The 25,417-nt window shown below is 70.9% G+C and carries 21 protein-coding genes, 1 tRNA gene and 1 other RNA gene; 7 read left to right on the forward strand and 16 right to left on the reverse strand.

From position 1 onward, the window contains the following. Positions 1–57: 57 nt before the first annotated feature. From ACVUH9_RS20545 to ACVUH9_RS20570, 6 genes are all read right to left on the reverse strand, one after another. Positions 58–1,005: an ABC transporter permease gene (locus ACVUH9_RS20545; RefSeq protein ID WP_475760385.1), complete on the reverse strand. Its 948-nt coding sequence runs from the start codon at positions 1,003–1,005 to the stop codon at positions 58–60. A 34-nt stretch (positions 1,006–1,039) separates the two neighbouring features. After that, entirely contained in the window at positions 1,040–2,569 is a 1,530-nt protein-coding gene (locus tag ACVUH9_RS20550) for an ABC transporter substrate-binding protein (RefSeq protein WP_475760388.1), read from the reverse strand. Positions 2,570–3,118: 549 nt separating this feature from the next. Beyond that, positions 3,119–3,823, reverse strand: coding sequence for a GntR family transcriptional regulator (locus ACVUH9_RS20555; protein ID WP_475760390.1), 705 nt, complete (start codon positions 3,821–3,823; stop codon positions 3,119–3,121). A 123-nt stretch (positions 3,824–3,946) separates the two neighbouring features. Then, positions 3,947–4,693, reverse strand: coding sequence for a glutathione S-transferase (locus ACVUH9_RS20560; protein ID WP_475760392.1), 747 nt, complete (start codon positions 4,691–4,693; stop codon positions 3,947–3,949). A 47-nt stretch (positions 4,694–4,740) separates the two neighbouring features. Next, positions 4,741–4,837, reverse strand: an RNA gene (gene ffs / locus ACVUH9_RS20565) — signal recognition particle sRNA small type. 93 nt (positions 4,838–4,930) lie between these two features. Continuing rightward, on the reverse strand, positions 4,931–5,278 hold the full coding sequence (locus ACVUH9_RS20570; protein WP_475760394.1) for a hypothetical protein: 348 nt from the start codon (positions 5,276–5,278) through the stop codon (positions 4,931–4,933). A gap of 95 nt (positions 5,279–5,373) precedes the next feature. Between ACVUH9_RS20570 and ACVUH9_RS20575 the strand changes: the two genes are divergently transcribed. Then, positions 5,374–5,447, forward strand: a tRNA-Val gene (locus tag ACVUH9_RS20575). Positions 5,448–5,857: 410 nt separating this feature from the next. Here the strand turns inward: ACVUH9_RS20575 and ACVUH9_RS20580 are convergent. The 3 genes from ACVUH9_RS20580 to ACVUH9_RS20590 all read right to left on the reverse strand — a co-directional run bounded on the left by ACVUH9_RS20580 (position 5,858) and on the right by ACVUH9_RS20590 (position 8,754). Beyond that, entirely contained in the window at positions 5,858–6,445 is a 588-nt protein-coding gene (locus ACVUH9_RS20580; RefSeq protein ID WP_475760395.1) for a hypothetical protein, read from the reverse strand. 140 nt (positions 6,446–6,585) lie between these two features. Then, positions 6,586–7,932, reverse strand: coding sequence for an amidase (locus tag ACVUH9_RS20585; RefSeq protein WP_475760397.1), 1,347 nt, complete (start codon positions 7,930–7,932; stop codon positions 6,586–6,588). Positions 7,933–8,025: 93 nt separating this feature from the next. Next, entirely contained in the window at positions 8,026–8,754 is a 729-nt protein-coding gene (locus ACVUH9_RS20590) for an NAD(P)-dependent oxidoreductase (protein ID WP_475760399.1), read from the reverse strand. 98 nt (positions 8,755–8,852) lie between these two features. Here ACVUH9_RS20590 and ACVUH9_RS20595 point away from each other — a divergent pair, with 98 nt between their 5' ends. Then, positions 8,853–9,527, forward strand: a complete 675-nt coding sequence (locus ACVUH9_RS20595) for a TetR/AcrR family transcriptional regulator (protein ID WP_475760401.1) — start codon at positions 8,853–8,855, stop codon at positions 9,525–9,527. A 72-nt stretch (positions 9,528–9,599) separates the two neighbouring features. On the opposite strand, the gene ACVUH9_RS20600 is transcribed toward ACVUH9_RS20595, so the two are convergent. The 3 genes from ACVUH9_RS20600 to ACVUH9_RS20610 all read right to left on the reverse strand — a co-directional run bounded on the left by ACVUH9_RS20600 (position 9,600) and on the right by ACVUH9_RS20610 (position 11,410). Continuing rightward, complete coding sequence (locus ACVUH9_RS20600) at positions 9,600–10,271, reverse strand: DNA alkylation repair protein (RefSeq protein ID WP_475760403.1); 672 nt, start codon at positions 10,269–10,271, stop codon at positions 9,600–9,602. A 135-nt stretch (positions 10,272–10,406) separates the two neighbouring features. Continuing rightward, positions 10,407–10,772: a cupin domain-containing protein gene (locus ACVUH9_RS20605; protein WP_475760405.1), complete on the reverse strand. Its 366-nt coding sequence runs from the start codon at positions 10,770–10,772 to the stop codon at positions 10,407–10,409. 164 nt (positions 10,773–10,936) lie between these two features. Further along, positions 10,937–11,410: a hypothetical protein gene (locus tag ACVUH9_RS20610; RefSeq protein WP_475760407.1), complete on the reverse strand. Its 474-nt coding sequence runs from the start codon at positions 11,408–11,410 to the stop codon at positions 10,937–10,939. 418 nt (positions 11,411–11,828) lie between these two features. On the opposite strand from ACVUH9_RS20610, the gene ACVUH9_RS20615 reads away from it, so the two are divergent. After that, positions 11,829–12,104 (forward strand): hypothetical protein, encoded by a 276-nt coding sequence (locus tag ACVUH9_RS20615; protein ID WP_475760409.1) that lies wholly within the window; start codon positions 11,829–11,831, stop codon positions 12,102–12,104. Between the two features lie 170 nt (positions 12,105–12,274). Here ACVUH9_RS20615 and ACVUH9_RS20620 read toward each other — a convergent pair whose 3' ends face one another. The 3 genes from ACVUH9_RS20620 to ACVUH9_RS20630 all read right to left on the reverse strand — a co-directional run bounded on the left by ACVUH9_RS20620 (position 12,275) and on the right by ACVUH9_RS20630 (position 19,832). After that, positions 12,275–15,274, reverse strand: coding sequence for a hypothetical protein (locus ACVUH9_RS20620; protein WP_475760411.1), 3,000 nt, complete (start codon positions 15,272–15,274; stop codon positions 12,275–12,277). Positions 15,275–15,778: 504 nt separating this feature from the next. After that, positions 15,779–18,667 carry a hypothetical protein gene (locus tag ACVUH9_RS20625; RefSeq protein ID WP_475760413.1) on the reverse strand — a complete coding sequence of 963 codons (2,889 nt, stop codon included), beginning with the start codon at positions 18,665–18,667 and terminating at the stop codon, positions 15,779–15,781. 160 nt (positions 18,668–18,827) lie between these two features. Then, positions 18,828–19,832, reverse strand: coding sequence for a GGDEF domain-containing response regulator (locus tag ACVUH9_RS20630; protein ID WP_475760415.1), 1,005 nt, complete (start codon positions 19,830–19,832; stop codon positions 18,828–18,830). Between the two features lie 652 nt (positions 19,833–20,484). Here ACVUH9_RS20630 and ACVUH9_RS20635 point away from each other — a divergent pair. After that, on the forward strand, positions 20,485–21,366 hold the full coding sequence (locus ACVUH9_RS20635) for a LysR family transcriptional regulator (RefSeq protein WP_475760417.1): 882 nt from the start codon (positions 20,485–20,487) through the stop codon (positions 21,364–21,366). Positions 21,367–21,438: 72 nt separating this feature from the next. On the opposite strand, the gene fabR is transcribed toward ACVUH9_RS20635, so the two are convergent. Then, on the reverse strand, positions 21,439–22,086 hold the full coding sequence (gene fabR, locus ACVUH9_RS20640; protein WP_475760419.1) for an HTH-type transcriptional repressor FabR: 648 nt from the start codon (positions 22,084–22,086) through the stop codon (positions 21,439–21,441). A gap of 106 nt (positions 22,087–22,192) precedes the next feature. Between fabR and ACVUH9_RS20645 the strand changes: the two genes are divergently transcribed. From ACVUH9_RS20645 to ACVUH9_RS20655, 3 genes are all read left to right on the forward strand, one after another. Continuing rightward, complete coding sequence (locus ACVUH9_RS20645) at positions 22,193–23,386, forward strand: ferredoxin reductase (RefSeq protein WP_475760421.1); 1,194 nt, start codon at positions 22,193–22,195, stop codon at positions 23,384–23,386. Positions 23,387–23,777: 391 nt separating this feature from the next. Further along, entirely contained in the window at positions 23,778–24,935 is a 1,158-nt protein-coding gene (locus tag ACVUH9_RS20650) for a fatty acid desaturase family protein (protein ID WP_475760444.1), read from the forward strand. 224 nt (positions 24,936–25,159) lie between these two features. Next, entirely contained in the window at positions 25,160–25,408 is a 249-nt protein-coding gene (locus ACVUH9_RS20655) for a hypothetical protein (protein ID WP_475760422.1), read from the forward strand. The last annotated feature ends 9 nt before the right edge of the window (positions 25,409–25,417 follow it).

Here is a 25,417-nt window from a genome sequence, read left to right on the forward strand (position 1 = left end):
CCGGCCATTCCGGTGCTCATCGGAGCCCCTCCAGGTCGATGCGGGTGATCGCGTGGGTCATGAGGACCTCCGCAGGCGCGGGTCGATCGCCGTGTAGAGCAGGTCGACGACGTAGTTGATGATCAGGACCGCCGCGACGAGCACCATCACGACGCCCTGCACGGTCAGCAGGTCGCGGTTGGAGACGCTGTCCAGCAGCAGGCTGCCGAGTCCGGGGATCACGTAGACGCGCTCGATCACGACTGCGCCGATCAGCAGCGCGGCGAGCTCGAGCCCGAGGATCGTGATCACGGGGATCGCCGCGTTGCGGAGCCCGTGGCGGACGAGCGCCTGCGACCGCGTCAGGCCCTTGGCGCGCGCGGTCCGCAGGAAGTCCTCCCCGAGCACCTCGAGCACCGACGAGCGGACGTAGCGGGTCAGGATCGCGCCCTCGACCAGGCCGAGCGAGATCGCCGGCAGCGCGAGCTGGCGGAGGAACTGCCCGAAGTCCTCGTCTGGCGGGGTCCAGCCGCTGGAGGGCAGCCACCCGAGCTTCACGGAGAACAGCGCCACCAGCAGGATCCCGGCGAGGAAGGCGGGGATCGCCGCCCCCACCTGGCTGGCGCCGGAGAGGAACAGGCCGCTGGTGTGCCGGTGGCGCGCGGCGGCCAGGCTGCCGAGCGGCAACGCCACCAGCAGCGAGACCAGCATCGACGCGAACACGAGGATCAGGGTGATCTGGATCCGGTCGCTGATCTGCGGGGTGATCGGCTCCTTCGTGACGTACGACGTCCCGAAGTCGCCGGTCGGCAGACCCGCCGCCCAGTCGGTGTACTGGGTGATCAGGGGTCGGTCGGTCCCGAACTCGGTCTTGATCTGCTGGACCGCCTCGGGGGTCGCGTTGGTGCCCAGGGACACCTCGGCGGCATCCCCGGGCAGCACCGCCATGAAGAGGAACACGAGGATCGACGCGACGACCAGGCTGATCACCAGCAGCCCGGTCCGTCGCAGCAACGTCATCGCCATCAGCCGTTCCCCCGTCCCTCTTCGGTGCGCACCGCTAGCTGTCCGAGCGCTTGATCGTCGTCAGGTCGAACGACTCGCTGATCCGGTTCTTCGGCAGCCCGGTGATGTCCGGCGCGGCGACCTCGATGCTCGGCATCACGTAGAGCCACTCGGCCGCGGCGTCCTCGGCGAGCTTGCGGGCGACCTGCTTCATGTCGGCGACCTGCTCCTCCTCGGTGCCGGCGTCGGCCTTCGCGAGCAGGTCCTGGACCTGCTTGTTGTCGTAGCCCCAGTAGTAGTCGGGGTTGCCGAAGGTGACGATGTCGCGCGGCTCGACGTGCTCGATCAGCGACATGTCGTAGTCGTGCTTGGTGAAGACCTCGGCCAGCCAGCGGGCGGGGAACTCCAGCACGTCGATGTTGGCCGTGATGCCGACCTTCGCCAGCTGCGACTTGACGACCTGGGCCGGCGCGATCGCGTAGGGCAGGTTCGGCACGCGGAAGCGGACGTTCAGCTTCGGCTTGCCGGCCGCGGCCAGCAGCTGCTTGGCCTTCTCCGGGTTGTACGGGGTGACGCCGGTCAGGTCCTCGTACCACGGGTCGGTCGGCGGCACCATGCTGCCGATGACCGGGCCGTAGCCGGCCCAGGCGGCCTTGACGACGGCCTTGCGGTCGATCGCGGACCGGACCGCCTGGCGGATCCGGACGTCCTTCATCGGCCCGCTGGCGTTGTTCAGCGCCATCGTGAGCTCGCCGTTGGTGGTGCCGACGCTGACCTGGAAGCGGTTCTTGTCGTCGAACTGGCCGAGCGAGTCAGGCGCCTGCACGTCGGCGATCACGTCGATCGCGTTGGACAGCATCGCGTTGTTGAGCGCGGTCGCGTCCTTGAAGTACTTGAGCGTGACGTCCTGCATCGCCGGCTTCGTGCCCCAGTAGTCGGGGTTGGGGCCGAGCACGATCGAGTCGCCGCGGACCCGGCGCTTGACGACGTACGGGCCGGTGCCGACGGGCTTGGTGGCCAGGTTGGAGACGCCGTCCTCGGCGTACATCGCGCCGATCCGCGTCGTCATCTGGAACAGCCAGTTGTTCGAGGGCCGCTTGAGGGTGACCTCGACCTTGGTCGGCGAGACGACCTTGACGTCCTTGACGACGTCCATGTAGCTCTTCAGCGAGATCTTCCACGCCGGGCTCTGGACGCGCTCGATGCTGAACTTGACCGCCTCGGCGTCGAACGGGGCGCCGTTGGAGAACTTGGCGCCCTCCTGGAGGTCGAACGTGTAGGTCTTGCGGTCCTTGCTGATGTCCCAGGACTTGGCGAGCAGCGGCTGGATCTTGCCGTTCTCGTCGAGCTTGACCAGGCCCTCGTAGACGTTGACCAGCATCGCCTCGGGGATCGCGGCCCCGTCGGTGGTGCTGAAGTCGAGCGTCTCGGGCTCGGCGTTGAAGCCGACCTTCAGGCTGGTGCTCGCGCCGCCTCCCCCGCCCGAACCGCCGGAGGAGCTGCTGGTGCCGCCGCAGGCGGCCAGCGAGAGGGCTAGGGCACCGACTGCCGCGGAGGCGGCGAATCGGCGGGAGAGACTAGGCACAGCTACACCTCTTGGTCGTGTGGCGGAGACGGTCCGCCGCCATGCGCCCGGCGTACCCGCCGACGCGGATGCCGGCGGACGCGATCTGCTCACCGGTCGCGCGACTGGCGCAAGCCCGAGAGCGTCTGCTCGCCGGGCAAGCAGCCGCTCGAGCGACGCGTTGAGTGGGGAACGGCACAGACGATTTGTATCCAGCACCCAGGATCCAGTCAAGGGCCAATCGTCAAAACCAGCCCGGACCGGCCGCCGAACCGGGCCGATCTACCGCTGCCGGCCCCGGCGCGCGGCACGGATCGCCAGTGAGAGCGGGCGTTCGGCCCGTGCCCGCCGCGGCGACGGGCGCTGGCGGCGAATTCGACCGATCGCGGCAGCAGATCGGCCGAACGAGGCCCGGCGGCGGCCGGCGGGTCGCCGTTTCGACGCTCCGCCCCGCTCTGCCGCCCGGCCGCGCACCGTGATCGCCCGCCGCGGACTATGCCGCTCCGGCGCCCCCGAGCACGACCCCATGCCCACCGGGGCCGCCCTGCGGCAGCAGGTCGTCCGCCGCCCTCACGGGCGGGCGACCTCTTCCTCGACGCGACGACCGTCAGTGCCCTGCAGCCGCTCGATCGTGACCCTGATGTGCCGGCGCGCGCAGTCCTCGGCGGCCGCCCCGTCACCGGCCTCGATCGCGGCGACGATCAGCTCGTGCTCGGCGACGGCGCCGCGGGCGCGGTCCTCCTTGACGAGCTTCTTGGGCGCGAAGACCTGCGCCGTCAGCGGCACCAGCGGCAGCTGGCCGGCGACGAAGTCGTTGGCGGCGATCTCGACGATCGCCGCGTGGAAGGCGATGTTGGCCTGGGTGTAGCTCCCGGGGTCGAAGCCGCCCGGACCGTCGAGCGCGTCGCGCTGCCGCTCGAGCAGCGCCCGCAGCTGGGCGACGTCCTCCTCGCCCGCCCGCTCGGCCGCGAGCCGCGCCGCGAGCCCGTCGAGGACCTCACGGACGGCGTAGGCGTCGAGCAGGGTCTGCGGGCTGACCGACACCACCCGCACGCCGCGGCCCGGCTCGCTGGTCAGCAGGCCCTCGCGCTCCAGCACCCGCAGTGCCTCCCGCAGGGGGGTCCGCGAGATCTGCAGGTCGGCGGCGAGCTGCTCTTGGCGGAGCGCCGCGCCGGGCTCGTAGGCACCGGCGTAGATCCGCTCGCGCAGGACCTCGGCCACTTCGTCGACCAGGCGGATGCGTCCCCGCCATTCGATCTGTCTCGCGTCTGTCACGACTCTCCCGTTCTGGTGCCCCCGCCCAGGACGCTGCATCCTGGATACACAAGCAGGTGCAGTATCGGGTCCCGATGGCCCGCTCGTCAAGCCCTTCCGGACGGACGAGCGGGCGGCCGTCGTTCAGCGCCCGGGGACCCAACCGGCCGGGAACGCCCCGGCCGGGACGTGACCGGCGTACTCCGGGAACCAGCGGCGGGCGATCGCCTCGCCCGGGCGACCGGTGATCAGCGGGTCGATGTCGCCGATCGTCAGCAGCACCCGCAGGGTCGCCCCGATCTGGAGGTCGGCCGCGGTCGGCTGCTCGCCGCCGATGATCCCCTCGGCCGCCAGCCGGTCGATGTGGTCGAGCTTGGCCGGCAGCCCCTCGAGGTCGTCGGCGATCTTGGCCGCCGTGATCCCGTGGTGGCGCCAGGTGCCGCGGATCATCTTGATCGCGAAGTCGGTGCCGGCACCGTCGAGCGGCCCGGCCCCGCCGAACGTGCCGAGCGCCTCGGGACGGAAGTGCATCGCGCCCCACGGCAGCCGCCGCCCGAGATCCTGGAGCTCGCGGTCGCCCCAGGCCTCGGCCTCGCGGACGGCATCGGAGATCGGCGCGGGGAACAGCGAGACCTCGGCCTCGGGCGCCAGCCGCTCGATCCGATCCATGATCGTCACCGAGCCGTGGACCGGCTCGTCGTCGATCAGCAGGCCCGGGACGGTCGTGCGGCCCGTGCCGTAGATCCGCTCCATCTCGGCGATGTGCCCGCCCATCGGCAGGTCGACGCGCTCGTAGGCGAGGCCCTTGGCCTCGAGCGCCGCGGCGACCGTCATACACGGGTGCGACGGGGCGAGACCGTGGAGGGTCAGGACAGGACTTGAGGCCGACATCGTCGGATCCTACGCGGAACGGCGGAATCAGCCCGTCGCCGACGACTCCGGGAGAGGCACCCGCGCGCCCACCGACTACCGCTTAAGGCTGCTTCCTTCCGGACCTGACCTGGTTCACGGGCCGGCGTCGCACGGGGACTCCCCCATCGATGCCGTCGACGACGGGCTCATCCCGCCGCTCACGCGTCTGCCGATCGTACCCGAGCGGCAGCCGCCGGGCGGACCGGCCGACGACTGCTAGTCGGTCGACATCATCTTGAAGACGGCCTTCAGCACGACCCCGAGACCGCAGAGGATCGAGACGAAGGTGATCAGCAGGATCACGGTCGAGCCGGTGATCGCGGTCGCGACCAGCAGCGCGACGACGACGAACATCGCCACGGTGATCTGGACCATGAACGAGTTGGCCGACGGGGCGTCCTCGGGATCGACCGCGACCGCGTGGTCGTTGTACCCACGGCCACCCTCGGGCGACTTGTTGCGGTCCTCGGCCTCGTCGCTGGGCAGGGCCGGCCCCTCGTCGGGCGTCGCGACGAGATCGGCCTGCTCGGCGTCCACGCTCGCCAGGGGAGTGGTGTCGTCCATGGGCATAGGATCACACGAATCGAGGCCATCCGCGGCCCCGACCCCTCGCGACCAGGCACCCGCGCGGCGGGACCGCTAATCTGTGCAGCCCCTCCGGGCGTATAGCTCAGTTGGTTAGAGCGCTCGCTTCACACGCGAGAGGTCACTGGTTCGAGTCCAGTTATGCCCATCGGTACGGAAGCCCTGCAAACGCGGGGCTTCCGTCGTTCTGGGGCGAGGGTCTTCAGCTGCCGGCTCGGGGCGAGAACCGGGTTCGTGGCCTGATCGTGGCCTGATGACACAGCCTCAGTAGCGCCTATGTCCATCTCTGATGGTTACGCGCCTAGGGCCTTTTTGCTTCGGCGAGCGCCGAAGCTGCGGGTCCTCCGGCGCCGCACGCGGACGGCGAAACCTCAGCCCGATTCGCGACGGAAGTTTGCGAGACCACCCCGGAGTCGAGCGCGTCGACCTCTGACGCAGACGCCCGACTCGAGGCTTCGTAGAACCCGCCCAGCCGCCGCTGCAATCGCCAGCCGCACCTCGAGAACGTGCGCCGCACTGGCAAGCACCTCGTCGCCCGCTCGTCGGCGGGCCCACCAACTACTCCACGCGCAGCCCCGAGCGGTGCACGATCCGGTCGAACGCGGGTCCGTCCGGGTTGCCGAGCTCGTGGACGAGTCGCCACGGATCGGTCTCCTGACGGGGGAAGTAGCGGTCCGCGAGGCCCTTCACGCGTGGCTGGCGCGACCGCGGGAACGGCAGGACGGCGTCGTCGATCCGTAGGCCGAGCAACCGATCGACGAGCGATCCAGCCCAGAGGACATCGAGCAGGATCCGCTCCGCGCGGACCTCCGTCAGGCGCCCGAGGTTGCCGAGCCACGGCTCGAAGTACTCCCGCTCGGACTCACGCATCCCCCAGGTGAGGATGAGGTCGACGTCCGAGCGCAGGACGGCGCGGTGGGTGTGACCGACCGGCGTCTCGCCCCCGACCACCGAGAGCCCATCCGTCGCGTGGGCGACTCCGGACGGTCGTGCGCCGCCAGCGCCTTGGGCATCGGGCACGCCGGCACCATGCGGGCGCCCCACCGCCATCCCTGCACCGAGGTCGAAGCCGGGACCCGGCGGCAGCACGCGCCAGTGGGGGGCGGAGCTCGCGGCGATCCGCTCGTGGAGCTCGCGGAGGGTCACGGGGCGTATCCGACGGCCATCGGGTCCTGATGCTAGCCCTCGCCCGGCCACCGTAGCTCGGTCAACCCCGCCCGTCCATGAGACGGTTCCAGACGCGCAGCGCCGATCGGGGCTCGTCGGAGTCCTCCTGCCTGCGTCGGTCAGACGGCCGCGACCGCCGCGGGGACGACAGCGCGACGCTGCGGCGCCGCTTCGAGCAGCGCCGCGACCGCGAGCGCGACGTCATCGCGCCACGGATGCGCGACGACCTGCACGGCGATCGGCAGGCCCTCGGGCGATACGCCGAAGGGCACCACCGCACACGGCGCACCGACGAGGCTGAAGGGCGTCGTGTAGCTGATCGCAGACCGCAACTCGACCGCGCGCATCTCGGCGCCGGCGGTCCCACCGTGGAGGGGCGCCGGGGCCGGGTAGACCGGGCAGAGGACGACGTCGTAGTCGGCCAGGAACCCGAGGACCTCGGAGCGGTAGGCGTCCCAGCGCCGCAACAGCCGATAGAGATCGAGGCTCGACATGCCGCCCTCGTACGAGGACCACACCTCGACCGTGAGCCCGTGGCCGTTGCCCGGCAGCAGCCGCTCGTAGAGCTGCGCCCCCGCATCGGCGAGCACGCCCGCCGCCGCCTGCACAGCGGCCACCGTCGCCGACGTTGGCGTCGCGATCTGATTGTTGGAGTGGACCGCGACGCGCAGGCCGGTCACGTCGACAACCGCCGGGTCGCCGAGCGCGACGGGCGGCACGCCACCGTCGCGGCCGTCGGGCCCGGCGAGCACACGCAGCATCGCGCCGAGGTCCTCGACCGTGCGAGCGATCGAGCCGATCTGCGTGCGCGGGTCGCTCATCGCGCCGATCGGGCCCTCGTCGTCGAACACGCCCGTGACCGGAAGCAGCGCCTGCGTGGGCTTCAGCGCACAGACGCCACAGAAGTGCGCCGGAATGCGGACGCTGCCGCCGGAGTCGGTACCGATCCCCCATGGCGAGCCGCCGGCCGCAACGATCGCCGCCTCACCGCCGCTGCTGCCCCCGGGCGTCCGGGCAAGGTCGTGCGGGTTGCTGGTACGACCGTAGAGGTCGTTGTCGGTCTCGACTCCGCTGCCCCAGGGCGGGCAGTTCGTCTTGCCGAGCAGGATCCCGCCGGCACGACGCATGCGCGCGACGACGGTTGCGTCGCGCGACGGAACGAGGCCCGCACGTTCAGGCACACCCGCGGCGGTGATCACCCCGGCGGTCTCGACGTTGTCCTTGACGGTGAAGGGGACGCCGTGGAACGGGCCCACCTCCTCGCCACGGGCCAGCGCCTCGTCCGCGGCGCGCGCCCGCTCGGAAGCGTCATCCGCCAGCTGGACCACAGCGTTGAGGTCCCCGTCGACCCCGGCGATCCGTGCCAGGTGCGCGTTGACGACCTCGCTCGCAGAGACCTCACCGCTCGCGATCATCGCGGCCAGCGACGTGGCAGACCTGACCGTCAGCTCGACATCGGCGCTCATGTTCCAGCAGTCTCCCCGAGCGCACCAGGAATTGACGCAGGGCTCCGCTCAAACGCGGGCACTGAGAGCCGCGGAGAACGAGTCCAGGTGAGGTCATGCCCCCGGCAGGCTCGCGGACCGACCACGGTCGACGTGCGCCAGCGCGCTCGCCGACCGACACCCCACGATCGCCGGCGCTTCGCGGACGAGCGCGTCGTCGGTCAGCGCCTCGGTCATGAACGACGCGAAGTCGACGCGCCGGGTCAGGTTGCTCGCGAGGACCGGGTCGCCGACGTGGTGGCTCCAGACCGGTAGGCCCTGGCTCTCCCCCTCCTCGAGGTCGCTGCCGCGGACGACGGTCCAGCGGCGATCGCTGGCGAAGATCCGCCGGCAGGCCTCCGCCTGGTCGTCGATCTCGACGGCCCGCACGAGCCGGCCCAGCCAGGTGGCGACCCGAAGCGCCGCCCGGAACCGTCGGGAGTAGTGGTCCTGGCCGTCGCGGGTGATGTGCCAGCCGCACGAGAAGATCAGGCGCGCGTCGGGCTCTGCGTAGTCGAGCACCGCCTCGGCCGTGCCCGACGAGTACTGCTGCACGCCCCAGGGCACCAGCACCGTCAGCACGCCGTCGCACCCGGCGACCGCCTTCCGGATCAGCTCCCGGTCGTTGGTCGGCCCGGGGACGATCGTGATCCGGTCCGCGTAGGCGGCGAGCTTCGGCACGCTGCGCTCGCGGCAGACCCCGACGACCTCGTAGCCCCGGTCCAACGCCTGCCGAACCAGGTACTGCCCGAGCTTCCCCGAGGCCCCGATCACGCAGACCCTTCGCATCTCGTCCCTGTTCATGCTGTCGCTCCCCGCTCCGATGTCGACTCGTACTTACGTTGTAAGTAACGCTATCCTTACTGCGTAAGTCCGTCAAGCGACAGTGAGAGGGAGCGCCGATGCCCGAGCCGCGCACCGGCCCGCGCGCCAAGCCGAAGCGGGAACCGCTCAGCCGGGAGCGGATCGTCGCTGCCGCGACGGCCCTGGCCGACGAGAAGGGCGAGGCCGGGGTCACGATGCGGGCGATCGCCGGCCGACTGGGCGTCGAGGCGATGTCGCTGTACAACCACGTGGCTGGCCGCGAGGGGATCCTCGACGGGATGGTCGACGCGGTCTTCGGCGAGATCGAGCTCCCGGCGGCGACCACGGACTGGAGGCAGGCCATGCGCGGTCGGGCCGCCTCGGCGCGGACCGTGCTGCACCGCCACCCCTGGGCGATCGGCCTGATGGACTCCCGCCGCCAGCCCGGCCCGGCGACCCTGCGCCACCACGATGCCGTCCTCGGCGCCCTGCGCGCGGGGGGCCTCTCCGTCGCGATGACCGCGCACGCCGTCTCGTTGATCGACAGCTACCTCTACGGGTTCGTCCTCCAGGAGCTGAGCCTGCCGTTCACGGACGGCAGCGGCGTCGAGGAGGTGGCCGGCGAGATCCTCGACGACCTACCGACCGACGCCTACCCGCACCTCGCGGAGCTGATCACCGAGCACGCCCTCCGGCCGGGCTACGACTACGCCGACGAGTTCGCGTTCGGCCTCTCCCTGATCCTCGACGGACTGCACCCCGACGAGGCCTAGGGCGACCGTCCGGAGACGCGCGTCGCCGTCGCCGGCCGCGCCCCGCGCCCCGCGCCCCGCGCCGATGAGGTCCTATGCCCCCTCCCGCCGCCGCACGATCTCGTTGATCCAGATCGGCGCGAACGGCGACGTGCAGTTCGGGGGCGTCGGGTAGTCCTCGAGCACCTTCAGGCGCTCGCCGATGGCGACGGCGCGGCCACGGCATTCGGGGTGCTCGATCCCGATCTGGGCGAGGCAGGTGTTCATCGCCCACTGGAGGCGATCGGGGGCGCCCTGCATCTCCGCTTCGATGAGGTCCAGCAGCCCGGACAGGTCGAGGCCCTCGGGCCGCTTCGCCACCCGGTCCGAGGTCAAGGCCCAGCCGGCGCTCGCGACCACCGGATCCGGATCGGCGAACCAGGCCCGCCGCAGCTCCTCCGCGTGCGGGCCCTTCTTGACCACGTAGCTCACGAGCCAGTCGTGCACCTTCGGGGTCCGCGCGTCCCGCAGCATGGCGTCCAGCTCGTCCCGCTCGAACGCCTTCGGGCGGCAGATCAGGATCGCCAGCAGTCTCGCCGCCGTGTCCTCTGTCGCCCACAGCTCGCGAGCCAGATCCTGCTGCGTCTTGAGGCGCTTGGCGACCGCGCGCAGCTTGGTGAGGTTGACCCCGTGATCGTCACCGTGCCGCTCGTTCACCGCGCGGATCCTCGGGTCCTCGAGCTCGGCCAACTCGGCCAGCACGTCCGCCACCGTCGCCTCGGTCACCGCCGCCTCCCGGTCCGCTCCCGCATCTGCGCAGCCTACGCGAGGATCCTCTCCCGCAAGACGCGCCACCGTGGACGTTGCGTTCTCGGTCGAGCGGTCGCGGACGGGCGGCTTCGGGCATGAGAGGCCGAAGCCTCAGCTTGCCGGCTTGGCGTATCCCTTCAACCCGCCGAAGTCCACCAGGACACAGGGCTCGTCGCCGATCGTCCAGGCGTCGTGGCCCGGCGGCATGTTGAACGCCTCGCCCGGGATGTACTCGTGCTCGGACCCGTCGTCCAACCGGACGTGCATCCGCCCCGAGACGACATACCCGACGTGCTCGACCTGGCAGCTGTCCGTGCCGGCCAAGGGCTTGACGTCGTTCGACCACTTCCACCCGGGTTCGAACGTTCCCTTGCCGACCGGCCCGCTCGCGAGGTTGACCAGTTCGACCCTGCCGTTGGCCTTGAACTCCCGCACCTCATCCGGGGAGTCAAAGCTCCTGCCTTCGAGTCCGCTCATGACGCGTCCTTTCGTAGGTCGGGTCCAGCTTCCCATCTGCTCCGGGCCCGGGTCAAACCGAGGTCGCGTCGTCGGTCAGCGCCTCGGCCGTGAACAGCACGACGTCGACGCACCGGGTCAGGTTGCCCACGCCGATCGGGGCGTCGACGGCTCCACGGCAACAGTCAGCGCGTACGCGTCGCGTTCGAGCGTCCGCTCTTCTCGAAGCACCCCATCAGCGTCGAGCTGTCCATGTACCCCATCGGGCGTTCGGGCGCGGTGATCGCCGTCAGTGGCGCGAACACCAGCGGCACCAGACCGCCATGGGCGTTGCAGCCGTCGTCCCACGTGAGCGTCACCGGCGCCGCGGCAGCCAGCCCGGCGGTGACCGCCAACCACCCGACGAGCAGCCACCGCGGGCGACCGGTCCGCCCAGGCCGCACCACGCGTGCGAGTCCGTAGCCCGCTCCGACGACGGCCATCGTCAACGCGACCAGGAACGCCGCGCCGACCGCGAGCGACCGCCACCCATCTTCGAGCTCACCGCGCTGCGCATTGACCACGGTCGCGACCACGAACACCGCCAGCAGCGCAACCCCGATCACCACCGCCCACCGCCCGGTACGAGACGGCGTCGCCGCTTGCGCCTCGCCAGTCATGACCCCACGCTACCCGCCCACCGCGGGCATCGGGGCCCGTCATGGCCCTGCTTGCAACTCCGTGACGGCCCGGTCGACCCACTCCGTCAGAAGGGCCCGCTCACCGCGCGCGTGGCCCATCCGTCGAATCGACGCTGGCCAAAGGTTCGGGGCGAGCGGGAGCCGGGCCGCATCCGCGTCGTCCCGCCCACGGCGCCTTCCCCCCGCCATCCCGCTCTCCGCCGTCCGGGAACCACCTGGACGGATCGCCAACGCCCGCAAGCCGAACGTTCGGTCGCCCCCTCCGAGCCCCGACCACGATCAGGCCGAACGGCGATTCCTAGGGTTGTTGGCCTCATTCCGGCTCGACTAGGTTGGCCACGGCGGCACCCCCGCCGCGTCCCTGCCTCCCCCGCGACACCAGAAGGCCGAGCCCTCCGTGAACGAGACCAGCGCCCCCGTCCCCCCGACCTCCGACGACGACACGATCCCGCAGTCGGCGGTGCTGTGGCTGCTGATCGACAGCTATCCCGCCCGGGTCAGCGTCGCCGAGATCCAGGCCCAGCTGATCGCCAACCCACCCGGGACGGCCGCCGAGCGGACCGAGATCGCCCGCGCGATCACCGGGCTGGTCGAGGCCGGCCTGGTCGCGCTCGACGAGGAGCTGGCGATGGCGACCCGCGCCGCCTTCCGGACCAGCCAGCTGCTGCTCTGACCGGCCCGGTGCGGCCCAGGGCGGCGCGGCCCAGGGTGACCCCGACCCGCGCGGCCGGCCTGGGTTGCCTCGTCCCGGAACGACGAAGGCCCCGGGATCCGGGGCCTTCACCGTCCTCGTCGTGGCCGGCCGGTCGTTCGACGAACGCCCGGCCGACCGCTGCCTACGCTCTACCGCAACCTGACCGTCCGGGCCGAGCTGGTCGTCGCACGGCGCTTCGCATCACCGGCGTAGGCGGCGGTCACCTTCGCCGAACGGCCGCTGGCGCAGCCCTTCGTCAGCCGGACCGACGTCGACCAGCGGCCGCGCTTGGGCGTCGCCGAGGCCTTCAGGCGCGTCTTGCCGCAGACCACCGAGACCTTGACCTGCTTCTTCGCGGCCTTGACGATCGTGCCGGAGACCTTCAGGGTCCCGCCCGAGCGCTTCGGCTTGGCGACCCGCAACCGCGGGCTCGCACCGCAGGCGCGGCCGATCGTCAGCTTCTTCGTCGTCGTCGCCTCGTTGTGCGACGACATCACGACGTCGCCCTTCAGCGCCGAACCCGCGCAGAGGTTCTTGTTCGCGGCGATGATCCCCTTCTTGCCACCGCTGATCTTGAGCGTGAACTTGGTGATCGGCGCGTCCGGGATCCCCGGGAACGTCGTCACCAGGCGGTTGTCGACCACCGCCGTGGTGGCCCGCAGGTAGATCGTCGCCTCGCCGCGCAGCGGCACGAAGAGGGTCGGCAGCGTGGCGATCACGCGACCGGTCTTCGGGTCCTTGCGCTCGCCCTTGACGAAGTAGGCCGGTCCGGAGAGCGGCTTGCTCAGGATCGGCGTCTCGGCCTTCGCGGAGCCGACGATCGACGCCTTCGGGCACTTGTCCGCCAGCGCGGCCGCCGTCTCGCAGAGCCCGCCCGCGTTGTCCGCGGCCAACGCCACCGACTTCGGCAGGGTCACCGTCGTGCCCTTGATGCCGGCCTCACCCTCCTTCTGGGTCAGGACCGCCGTCACGCTCGGGTGCTTGAACTGCTTCATCTGCGAGCGGATCCCGAAGCTGAGCTCGAGGCCCGGCTTGAACGCCAGCGACTTGCAGCCCGAGAACGCCAGGCCCGCCGAGCCGTTCGCCGTCGCGCCCTCGCTGGAGCTGAGCTCGGTGGTCGCGACGCCCGTCCCGCACGAGGTCGGGTTGCGCATGAAGCCGGCGCGGTTGATCGAGAGCGCCAGCGCGCGGATCCGCAACGGGATCCCCTCGATGATCTGCGGCAGCGGATCGCTGACGACGGTCACGCGGGCGTCGTTCGGGTCGATCTTGATCGCCTGGCGGACGACCACGTTGCCGAGGTCGTACGGGCCGGCGACGACGCGGATGATCGCCACCATCCCGAACGGCGCGCCCTTGTAGCCGCCGGTGAAGTAGACCGGGCCGGAGAGCGAGTACGGATCGGAGCCGGGACCGGCGTTCGTCGTCGCGACCCCGAGCTGGCTCGAGGCCGGGCACGCCTGCTGCGCGATCTGCGCCTCGGAGCACTGCGGGACGCCCTTGAGCTTGGCGATCAGGCCCGGCGGCAGGGTCACGTTCATCGCGCCGAGGTACTGGTTGCCGTCGGCCCGCTCGAAGCCGGCCGTGAACGGGGCCGAGGCGCCCGCCTTGCCGGAGCCGATCGTGGCGTTGAAGCCCGGCGCGAACGGGAAGCCGTCGCAGCCGGTGACCGCGATCGAGGACTGGGCCGCGACCGCCGCGGTCCCGGACCAGGGGCCGTAGGTCGTCGAGCCGCTCGCGTCGCCGCACTTCTGCGGGCTGGCGATGATCGCCCGCGGACCGCCGTCGAAGTGGAGGTCGAAGTCGGAGAACGGCAGCTGCGGTGCGTCGTCGAAGACGGTCGTCAGCTGGCCCGTGACCGGATCCGGTCGGACCGAGCCGGCGAGCCGGACGACGACGCCGGGGGCCTCCGCGGAGACCAACAGCCGGTAGCGGTTGCCGGGCTGCTGCTCGCCGAGGTAGACCGAGCCGGTCAGGTCGTTCGCCAGCAGCGGCGTCTTGATCGTCGTCGAGCCGACCTTCGAGCCGGCGGGGCAGGCGATCGGATCGCTGGTGCCCTTGCCGAACTGGGCGTCGGTGCAGGTCGCGAGGCCATTGGCCGCCGACGGGCTGATCGAGAAGCCGACCGGCAGCGTGGCCTCGACCCGCTTCACGTGCGACGTCGCGCGCACGCCGGAGTCCTGGGGCTGCGGGACCCGCAGGCCGACGTCGAGCGCGGTCGGGCTGTCGCGGGTGACCGAGCTCGGACCGTAGGTCGTCGTCGGCGCGAACGGCACCTGGTCGCAGCTGTCGACGCCGACGGGCGTGGTGTAGTCCCGGGACCGCCGATCGCCGGCGTAGGACTCGGTCTCGAGGGTCGAGGTCTGCACGCCGGCGCAGGTGGTCGGGTTGCTCAGGAAGGCGGTGGTCTTGTCGCTGACGACCGCATTGCCGCCCTTGTCCGGGAGGATCAGGGTCGCGATCGGCACGTTCGGCAGATCCGTCTCCGAGCGCGTGCGCTCCCCGTTGTGCTCGTTGGCCCCGGGGACGCCCCAGAAGACCAACCGCGCCTGGACCAACGGGATCGCCGTCGGCAGGTCGGAGATGGTGAAGAAGAGGCCGTTGTCGCTGGCCCGCATGCCGCCGATGATGCTGACCGGGGTGATCGTCTCGTGCCCTTGGAGCAGGGTGAAGCCCGGAGCGGTCGACGGGTTGACCGCGAAGCGGGCGATCTGGTTGCCGCTCAGCGTCATGTTGTAGAGCGGGAGCCGCACGTCGACGGTCTGGCGGGTCGGCTGCAGCAGCAACGCCAGCGTCGGGATGGTGGCGCGGACGCGCATCCGCTGGACGCCGACCTGCGAGGCCGGCGGACAGGCGTTGGCCGCCAACTGGGCGTCGGTGCACTGCGGCACGGCTCGCGGGTTGGGGATCAGGCCCGGCGGAATGCTGACCTTGAGGTTCTTCGTGGTGCCCTGGGGCTCGCCGTTGCCGTCTGCGGCCATGTCGAAGCCGACGACGCCGAACGGCGGGCGCCCTCCGGCGGTCTGGAAGTAGGCGTCGTAGTTGTCCGCGTTCGTCAGCGGACCGGCCTTGAACTCGTCGATCTCGTAGGCGTGGGCTGGTGCGGCGTGCGCCAGTGCCGCAAGCATCAGCAGCACCCCGAAGCTCACGGCGATCAGGGCCTCTCGGGCCGTCGACCTCCGCGTTCGGCGGGCATCGTGAAACGACAATTGCGCCATACGTCCTCTTTCCTCGTACCTTGGGGGCCCGAGCAGGCTACGCCGCAGTAGCCGCTGTGTCCAGCGACAACCAACGCCAGGATCGTCAGTCTGGGACTGGCGATCGCGGCTCCGGAGCGCCGTGGCAGGCCGTATCTCCAGGTGCACAGCGGGTTTGCGGCGGCTCGATCAATCGTCTACCCGCCGTGACAATGCGTCAAACGAGTGCTAGGGCGAGCGGCACGACAGGCGACGTTCGGCACCCCGCTCGTCGACAAGACGCTCGCGCGGGGCTCGGCGACGCACGGCACGGAGGTCCGCGAGGCCTCATCTCGACGTTGGCGAGACCACCCGCGCGTCGTGCGTGATCGCGAACGACAGCGGCCCCGGGAGGAGCTCCCGGGGCCGCGGTCGTCACTGCTTGGTGGTGGGGCGACCGAGGTCGCCCCGACCGCCCTACTTCTTGCTCGTCTTCTTGGTGCTGCAGGCCTTGCTGATCGTCGGCTTGGCGACCGGGGCCGCCTTGCCGTTCTGCCCGGCGAACCGGGCGCTGCCCTTCAGCGTGCCCGCGCTGCAGAGGTTGCGGGTCGTCGCGATGATCCCGTGCTTGCCGCCGTCGATGTTCAACGTGAACTTCGTGACCGGCGCGTCCGGGACCTCCTGCAGGTTGGTCACCAGCCGGTCGTGGCTGACGGCCGTCTGCGCCCGCAGGTAGATCGTCGTCTCGCCGCGCAGCGGCATGAACAGCGTCGGCAGGGTCTTGATCTCACGGCCCGTCTTGGGGTCCTTGCGGACGCCCTTGACGAAGTAGACCGGACCCTTCAGCGCCTTGTTCAGGATCGGCGTCTCGGCCGTGGCCGAGCCGACGATCGAGGCCTTCGGGCACTTGTCCTTCAGTGCGTCGGCGGTCTCGCAGAGACCCTGGGCGTTCTCCGCGGCCAGTGCGACGGCCTTCGGCAGGGCCACGCTGGTGCCCTTGATGCCGGCCTCGCCCTCCTTCTGGGTGACGATCGCCGTCATCCGCGGGTGCTTGAACTTGCCCATCTGCGACTTGTTCTTGAGCGCCAGGCTGATCTTCGGCGCGAAGCCGAGGTCCTTGCAGCGATCGAACGTCAGCGTGCTCGTCGGGTGCGCCACGGCGCCCTCGGCCGAGGTCAGCGTCGTCGCGAGCTGGTCCTTGCTGCACGAGGTCGGGTTGCGCATGAAGCCGGCGCGATCGACCACGAGGTTCAGCTGGCGGAGGCGGAGGACGATGCCCTCCTTGATCTGCGGCAGCGGATCGCTGTCCACGGTCACCTGGGCCGTGTTCGGGTCGATCCGCAGCGCCTGCCGGACGACCACGTTGCCGAGGTCGTACGGACCGGCGACGACGTGGATGATCGCGACGGTGCCGAACGAGCCGCCCTTGTAGCCGCCGGTCAGGTAGACCGGACCGGAGAGGGCGTACGGCGAGCTACCGGGACCGGCGGTGACCGAGGTCGTGCCGATCCGCGAAGCGGCGGGGCAGGCCTCCGCGGCGACCTGCGCCTCGGAGCACTGCGTGACGCCCTTGATCTTGGCGAGCATGCCCTTCGGCAGGGTCGCGCTGAGGCCGCTCAGGTACTGGTTGGTGTCGGCACGCGAGAAGCCGACGGTGAGCGGCGAGTAGGCACCGGCCTGGCCGGTCGTCAGCGAGACGCCGAAGCCGGGCGAGAACGGGAACCCGTCGCAGCCGGAGACCGTCAGCGTGGGCGCCGAGGTCGAGACCGCGCCGCCGGACCACGGGACCATGCTGCTGGAACCGGTCGCCAGACCGCAGGTCTGCGGGGTGGCGATGATCGCCTTCGAGCCGCCGTCGAAGTCCAGCTTGAACTGGGAGAACGGCAGCTGCGGGTTGTCGTCGAAGACGGCGGTGACCTGGCCGGTGACGGGATCGGGGGTGACCGTGCCCTTCAGCCGGATGCTCACGCCGTAGCCGTCGGCGTTGACGAACAGCCGGTAGCGGTTGCCCGCCTGGGGCTGCCCGACGTAGACCGCGCCCTCGAGCGGATCGGCCAGGGCCGGGCTCTTGATCGACACGAGGCCGATCTTCGAGGCGGCGGGGCAGGCGATCGGGTCGAAGGTGCCCTTCGCGAACTGCGCGTCGGTGCAGGCCTCGAGGCCGTTGGCGGCCGACGGGCTGATCGTCATGCCGGGCGGCAGCTGGACCGTGACCTTCTTCACGTGCGCCGTGGCGAGCGTGTTGATGTCGTCCGTCTGCGGCACGTCGAGCGTGACGCCGAGCGGCGACGGTGCGTCGTTCTGGACCACGCTGGGCCCGAACGTCGTGGTCTGGCTGAACGGCACCTGGTCGCAGCCCTCCAGGCCGGGGGTGCCGGCACCCACGAGGTAGGTATCCGTGTCGCGGTCACCCTGGTAGGAGTCGAGCGTCAGCTTCGCCTCCTGCGGGCCATTGCACGTGGTCGGGCTGTTGAGGAACGCGGCCGTGGTGTTCGTGATGCCCGTCGCGCCGGTGGCGGGGCGCGCGCTTATCTGGTGTGGAAGCGGGAGTGGGGTACCCGGCGGGTACGGCGGCGACGGCAGGATCGGCTGAACGTCGGAGGCCGTGAGGGCCAGCTGCGCCCGTCCACGATCGACGTCATGGCTCGCGGCACCGGGGGCGCCCCAGAACGTCAGGGTCGAGCCGGTCAGGAGCGGCGTCAGCGGTGCCGCCGGCGTCGGCGTCGAGACGTTGTTGATCGTGAAGTAGAGGCCGTTGTCATCCGGGCGCATCGCGCCCTCGATGTCCACCGTATGACCGGTGGCCCCGGGCGCCTGGGTCGGGTTGAACGAGAAGCGAGCAAGCTGCCCCTCGTTCACCTCCATGTTGTAGAGCCCGATCGTCACGCGTAGCGTGCCCTTCGTACCCACTGGAACAGGGACCGCCGCCGGCAGGAAGCTGCGCAACCGCAGGACGACCGTGCCAATCTGCGACGCCGGCGGGCAGGTGTTCGCCTCGAGGTTTGCCTGGTCGCACTTCGGGACCGCCTCAGGGTTGGGCACCAAGCCCGGGGGCGTGTCGACGCGGATCGTCTTCGTCGCACCGCCCTGCTCCGTGACCGGGCTAACCGCGGGGCTGCTGTTCGGCGTGATCTTCGTGTCGAAGCTGATGATCCCCTGGTAGGGGTGGCCTCCGGCCTGGTTCTCGAAGGTGGTGCCGTTGGCCTCGAGGATGTTGGCCGAGAAGTTGTCGATCTCGTAGGCGCGGGCGGCCGAGGCCGCGGTGAGTGCAAGGACCAGCGCGAGCGTGAAGCTCAGCGCCATCAGGACGGTTCGTGACGCTGATCTCCGCGAATTACGGACGTCGGTGACGAACAGGGGGTTCATCCGGGGCTCTCTCTTCTCGAAACTAAAGTGTACCTAAATGCCACTTCGGCGAGATGAGCGTACGCCCCTCGCGGGGCGCTTGTCTACCAGTCCCTCAACGGTCGTCCGATTGCATTCGCAACAATGCGCGAATCGCCCGTCCAGGACAGGCGATCGTTCCTTAAAGCGAATCGACCAAATCGTCTTGATGGTCCCAGCGCTCGTCGACCGCGACGTACGATCCGCGGTGGCGCTTGGCGACACCTTTCATCTCTGCGGCGATGTCGGCCACAGCCTTCGTCGACCGCGGATGCGCCGTCGTCCAGATGGCCACTCCGATCGAGATCGAGAGCAGCGGGAACCGCGGCGGCCCGTCGAGCCGGCTCGGCAGGATCATGTGCCCGCGCTCGACGTCCTCCCGATCGTGGAAGTCAGGGACGACCGCGTCGAACTGCTGGACGATCTCGTCCGCCATCGCGTGAGCGTGCTCGACAGGGGTCAGGACCCCGAAGTCGTCGCCGCCGATATGCCCGAGCACCGTCCGAGCCGCATCGACGTGGTCGGCGGCCCGACTGATGATCGCCGCAACCGTCCCGATGACCTCGTCACCGCGGACATAGCCGTAGTGATCGTTGAAGGCCTTGAAGTTGTCGATATCGACGTGCAGCAGGGCGAACTGGACCTCTGCGTCAAGCCGCTGCTGGACCGCACGGGTCAAGAGCACGTTGCCCGGAAGCCCGGTCAGGGGACTCACGCCGCCGAGCAGGATCCGCCGGCGGGTCGCGACCAGAATCCGCGCCTGCAGCTCGTCGGGAGAGAACGGCTTGGCCACGTAGTCGTCGGCGCCGGCCGTGAGCAGTTCCAGGACCGTTTCCGACCGTTTGTCGGCCGTGACGCAGATGACCGGGATCAAGGCCGTCCGATGATCGGACTGGAGCCGCGCGAGTACCTCCAGGCCGGACATCGGTGTCATGTGCGCGTCGAGCAGGACCACGTGCGGCCGAGTCGCCGCGGCTTGGGCCAGCAGATCGGCCCCGTCACGGGCGACCCGGCAGTCGAACCCCCGCATGGAGAGGACCCGCGTCGTCATTCGCAGACCGAACGGGTCGTCGTCAGCGATCAACACGCGGGTGGCTTCTGGCCGCACCGCGGTGACCGCCACCCCGAGGACGGGCGGCTGACTCATGCTCCTCAACGCCGTACCCGAGCAGCTGCGCCCTCGTGGTTGGTTGCCGTCATACCCCTGGCTATCGGCTGACGGCTGTCGACCCTTGAGGATCCGAACTCGACGCTTCGTCGTAGTCCGCCACCGTTCCGGGCCTCCGGAAGTGCGCGCCTCAGACCTGACCTCAGCCCGCCGCCCCCAAACCGCACAGCGGCCGGAATCGCCCTGGTGGAGCGCCCGTCCGTGCCGCAGGAGCCCCACCCCCTGGTGCGCACAGCGGCCCGAAGCGGCGCGACTTCCCTTGAGCCGTCGGACACTCTTCGGGCAGCCCGAAGAGTGGCCAAGCGGTCGCGGCGGACGGCCCGATTCGTGCGCCCCGGATCGGCACGCCCGGATCCCCGATGAGGAACTGATCTGGGGCCCAAGCGCCGGCGATTTCCGGAACGACACGAAGGCGGTCTGACGCCCCCCGTCGCCGCCCGCGCACGCCCGAGAACGGGAAAACGGCTGGAATCGAGGTGAACCCGATTGACGGCTGACCGGCTTGGGAGAGGCGGGCTGGGGCCTGCCGCCGGCGTACAGCCACCGGCGTCTTGCGGCGGATCGGTATCGAGTTCGTGCCGATCCAGTTCACTTCGAAACACCCGGGTAGGCCGGCGCTAGGGTCGGTCGCGTGGTGGAGCTCCGACAGTTCGAGGCGCTGGTCGCCGTGGCGGACGAGCGCCATCTCGGCCGCGCTGCCACGCGACTCGGGATCGCTGCCTCGTCGCTGAGCGAGCGGCTGAGTCGCCTGGAACGGAGCACCGGCCTGAAGCTGGTCGAGCGGTCGACCAAGCGGGTCGGACTGACGACGGCGGGGGCCGGCGTGCTCGACGCCGCTCGTGCGGTGGTCGACGCCTGGCTGGCGGCGCGCGGACGAATGGCCGAGGTCAAGGGACAACGAGCCGGCGTCGTTCGGATCGCGGTCGTGAACGAGGCGGGTACCTGCGCCCGGGAGGTGGCGGCAGCCGTCGAGCAGCGACTGCCGGGCTTCACGGTCGAGACCACTGCCATGTCCTCACGTGAGGCAAAGCGGGCGCTCTACTACCGCGAGATCGAGGCCTCGATCATCGCCGGGCTCCCGCATCCACCGAACTGCCGCTGGAACCAAGCCGAACGCCCGACCCGTGCGCGATTCGTCGGCCGTCCCCGAGTGCGCGACCTGGTCCTCCAGTGGCGGGCGTCCTGGTCCGGCTCCGCTGCAGTGACCTTCGCGGAGATCGCTCACCGCCGAGAGCGCGACGCGATCCGGGCCGCACACCCCCGCGTCGACCCGTGGCTGCTCGCTCAGGAGTTCCTGCGAGGCCCGGCGGCCGCCGCACCGAGCCGGGAGCCTGGGCTGCCGCCGTTCGGCGCGTCCGATGGGGGCCAGTCGGGGCTGGACGGCGGCGCGGGCGCCGGGTCGCTCGGCGAGAGAGTGGAGGAGGCCGACGCGCTCGAGATCGATTTCGACGAGCGCGGCTGCGTGCCCCTCCGGGCGTGTCCGCCGCCGGCCGGAAGCCGCTCGCCGCCGTAAGGCTCTGGGTGCCGGCCTCGGGTGCGCGGGGCTCCGCGGCGCGTGGGGCTCCGGGCGGCTACGCGGTGGTGGTCAGGCGGGCTCGGGCTCGTGCCACTGCGTGGCGCCCATCAGGATCAGACGGAGCTGGTTCTCCGTCGCCTGCTCGATCTCGCGCTCCGCCGACGCCGGGGCATCGAGCAGGGTCTCGGCCGTCGCCACCATCATCGTGACGATGAGCTGCGCCACCATCTCCAGCGTCTCCGGCGAGAGCTCCTCCAGGACGGGGTAGCCGGCGAGGTCCACGGCCAGCTCGTCCGAGAACAACCGGATCTCGTGGCGGATCGCGTGCCGCAGGCTCGCCATCCCCCCGGAGCGCTCACGGGCGATGAAGCGGTAGTGCGGCTGGTGCTCGCGGACATGGCGGACCAGGATCGTCGCGGAGGTCCGGATCTCGCTCCCCGGGGTCGCGCCCCCCGCTCGCCCGGCCCGGATCATCTCCCGCAGCGACCGGAACGACTCGTCGACGAGGACCAGGCCCAGCTCCTCCATGCTCTCGAAGTGCCGGTAGAAGCCCGTCGGCGTGATCCCCGCCGACTTCGCCACCTCGCGCAGGCTGATCGCCCCGAAGCTGTGGTCCTCCAGCTGGGTCAGGGCCGCGTCGAGCAGCGCCTGACGCGTGCGGCGCTTCCGCTCCTGGCGGGGGATCGGCGGCTCGATCGGGTCTCCCCCACCGCTCACGGGAGCCGCCGCTCCGGCCAGACCGGATCCGGTGTGTGCGATGTCACGGACTGATCGGGGCGAAGCACTTGACCGATCACGCTAACGATTCTACCTTTGTGCACAGTTGTTCACCCAACTGCTCCCGCCGATGACCCCCTCCGCCAGCCTGCCCACCGCCGCCCCGTCGGACGCCGTCACCGGCACCCCTTCGGCCGGTCGCCGCCGCCGCGGAGGGCTCGCCGACCGGCTGCTCGGCTCGCCGCTGGCCGACGCGCTCGCCGGCCCGCACAACGTCGACCACTACCTCGAGCTGCTCCGTCCCGTGTGGGCGGTCAAGCAGATCCGCGGCGAGATCGTCGACGTTCGCCACCAGAACGGCGACAGCGTCACGCTGACCCTGCGCCCGACCGGCACCTGGCCCGGCTTCCTCGCCGGCCAGCACGTCGAGCTGACCGTCGAGATCAACGGCGTCCGTCACCGCCGCTGCTACTCGCCGTCGGCCTCCGCCGACGAGCGCACCCGGACGATCGAGCTGACCGTCCGGACGCATCCCGACGGGATCGTCTCCCAGTACCTCAAGCAGCACGCGCGCGTCGGCATGTTCGTCGGCCTGTCGGTGCCACAGGGCGAGGAGTTCGTCCTGCCCGCGCAGCGGCCCGGCCGGATCGTGCTGATCAGCGGCGGCAGCGGGATCACCCCCGTGCTCTCGATGCTGCGGACCCTGACCGACGAGGGCTACCGCGGCCAGATCAGCTTCCTCCACTACGCCCGCGGCGCCTCCGAGCTGCTCTACGCCCCCGATCTCCACCAGATCGCCGAGCGCCACCCCAACGTCACGCTGCTCCGCGCGTACACGCGCGGCGAGGGCGGCGAGCTGTCCGGCCACTTCTCCCCCGAGCACCTCGAGCGCGCGCTGCCGGACGACCGCGACGCCGCCGCCTTCGTCTGCGGCCCCGGGTCGCTCGTCGAGGCGGTCCGCGAGCAGTGGAAGGCCGACGGCCGCAGCACGCCGCTGGCCTACGAGCACTTCGCTCCGCCGGTCCTGCCCGACCTCGACCCCGACCAGCTCGGCTCGGTCACGTTCAGCCAGACCGGCGCGACCGTCGAGGCGACCAGCCGGCCGCTGCTGGAGCAGGCCGAAGACGCCGGCCTGACCCCCGTCCACGGCTGCCGGATGGGCATCTGCCTGACCTGCAAGTGCCGGATGACCGAGGGTCGCGTGCGCAACACCCTGACCGGCGAGATCGAGGGCGTCCCCGGCGAGGAGATCCGCCTCTGCGTCTCGGCCCCCGTCGGCGACGTCGTCCTGGATCTGTGATCCCCGTGCTCCTCGACCTGGACCCCTGACCAGCCTCCACCTGCTGCGAGCTCGCGTCCCGTCCGCCGCGTTCTCGCCCCGCCCTTCCGGCACCACGCCGCACCCACTTCCTGCGACCCCGCGCCCTTCGCGACCGCATCCCTTCCCCTCCCGATCGAACGAGGAACGTCCCATGAGCACCCCGACCGCTGCACCCGCATCCGCCCCCGACGAGCTCGACGACGACACCATCGCCGTCCCGAAGTCGGACAAGCCGCTCTCGCCCCGCGCGCCGACCGCCCCCAACGGCGATCCGCGTGACCTCTCCGGCATCGACACGTCGGCGATCCCCGGCCCGCTGAGCGCCGTCCCCCACCTCAGCCAGGACGCGCTCGACGCGTTCGGCCGCGAGATGGAGGCCCTCCGCGCCAAGCACATGGCCGACCTCGGCGAGCGCGACGCGGTCTACATCCGCAAGGTGATCAAGGCCCAGCGCCGGTTGGAGATCGCCGGCCGCGTCCTGCTCGAGGTCGGCTTCATCCCGCCGTTCTGGCTCGCCGGCGTCACCGCGCTCTCGCTGTCGAAGATCCTCGACAACATGGAGATCGGCCACAACGTCATGCACGGTCAGTACGACTGGATGCAGGACGAGGAGCTGAACGGCAGGACCTTCGAGTGGGACACCGCCTGCCCCGCCGACCAGTGGCGCCACAGCCACAACTACATGCACCACACCCACACGAACATCGTGGGCAAGGATCGCGACATCGGCTACGGCATCCTGCGGATCAGCGACGACCAGCCGTGGGAGCCGTACTACCTCGGCAACCCGGTCTACGCGACGTTCCTGGCGCTGCTGTTCGAGTACGGCGTGGCGCTCCACGACCTCGAGACCGAGGAGATCCGCCACGGCCGCTGGGACCTGAAGGCGCGGATCCCGATGATGCAGGCGATCTGGGGCAAGGTCCGCCGGCAGGCGGCCAAGGACTACCTGCTGTTCCCCGCGCTGGCGGGCCCGTTCTTCCCGGTCGTCCTGGCCGGCAACTTCTCGGCCAACATCGTCCGCAACCTGTGGACGTTCTCGATCATCTTCTGCGGGCACTTCCCCGACGGGGTCGAGGAGTTCACCGTCGAGGAGACCGAGAACGAGACCCGCGGCGGCTGGTACGTCCGGCAGCTGCTCGGCTCGTCGAACCTGACCGGCGGCAAGCTCTTCCACGTGCTCTCGGGCAACCTCAGCTTCCAGATCGAGCACCACCTCTTCCCGGACATCCCGGCCCACCGCTACTCCGAGATCTCGGTCGAGGTCCGCGAGGCCTGCGAGCGCTACGGGCTGGAGTACAACGGCGGCCCGCTGCCGTACCAGCTGTTCACCGTCTTCCGCAAGATCGTGAAGCTGTCGGTCCCGACCGCCGAGGAGGCGACCGCCTACGCCGACGGCTCCGCCCCCGGGCGCGCGGTCCTGACCGCCGCTCGCACCGCCGGAGCCGTCGGCCGGACCGCCGGCAGCGTCGGTCGGTCGCTGTTCGGTGCCGCCCGCGGGCTGCGGCCGCGCTCGACCGCCGCGTAGGGCGTACCTCGGGGCCGCCGACCGGCGGCCCCGACCGAGGACAGGATGCCCCGCCGGCGCGGATGGCCGCGCGCCACCGCCCGGCCCACCGCCCTCCCGCCCGGCCCGGCCGGGACCCCGGCGACGCCCCTGCCGAACGACACCCTGCCCGGCCCCTCCACCACCGTCCTGGGCATACCCCGCCAACGGCCACCTTCGGCGGCCCCACCTACTACCCTCACCACATGCCTGGACCACTCGAGACGCACAAGGACGTCGTGCAGGAAGCCGTGGAGTCCGGCGCGACCCACGTCGGCCGGATCGCGACGATCGTGACCGGGGCCGTTCGCGACGTCGCCCGCGAGCTGGGCTCCTGGGCCACCGACGTCTTCGAGATGCGCGAGGCCTCGGCCCGGGCCCGGGCCGAGCACGCCGCGGAGGTCGAGGAGGCCACGGCCCGCGCCGCCGCCCGCACGACCCCCGACGAGGACTGACGGCCGGGT

The organism is Patulibacter ginsengiterrae (genome assembly GCF_056269115.1).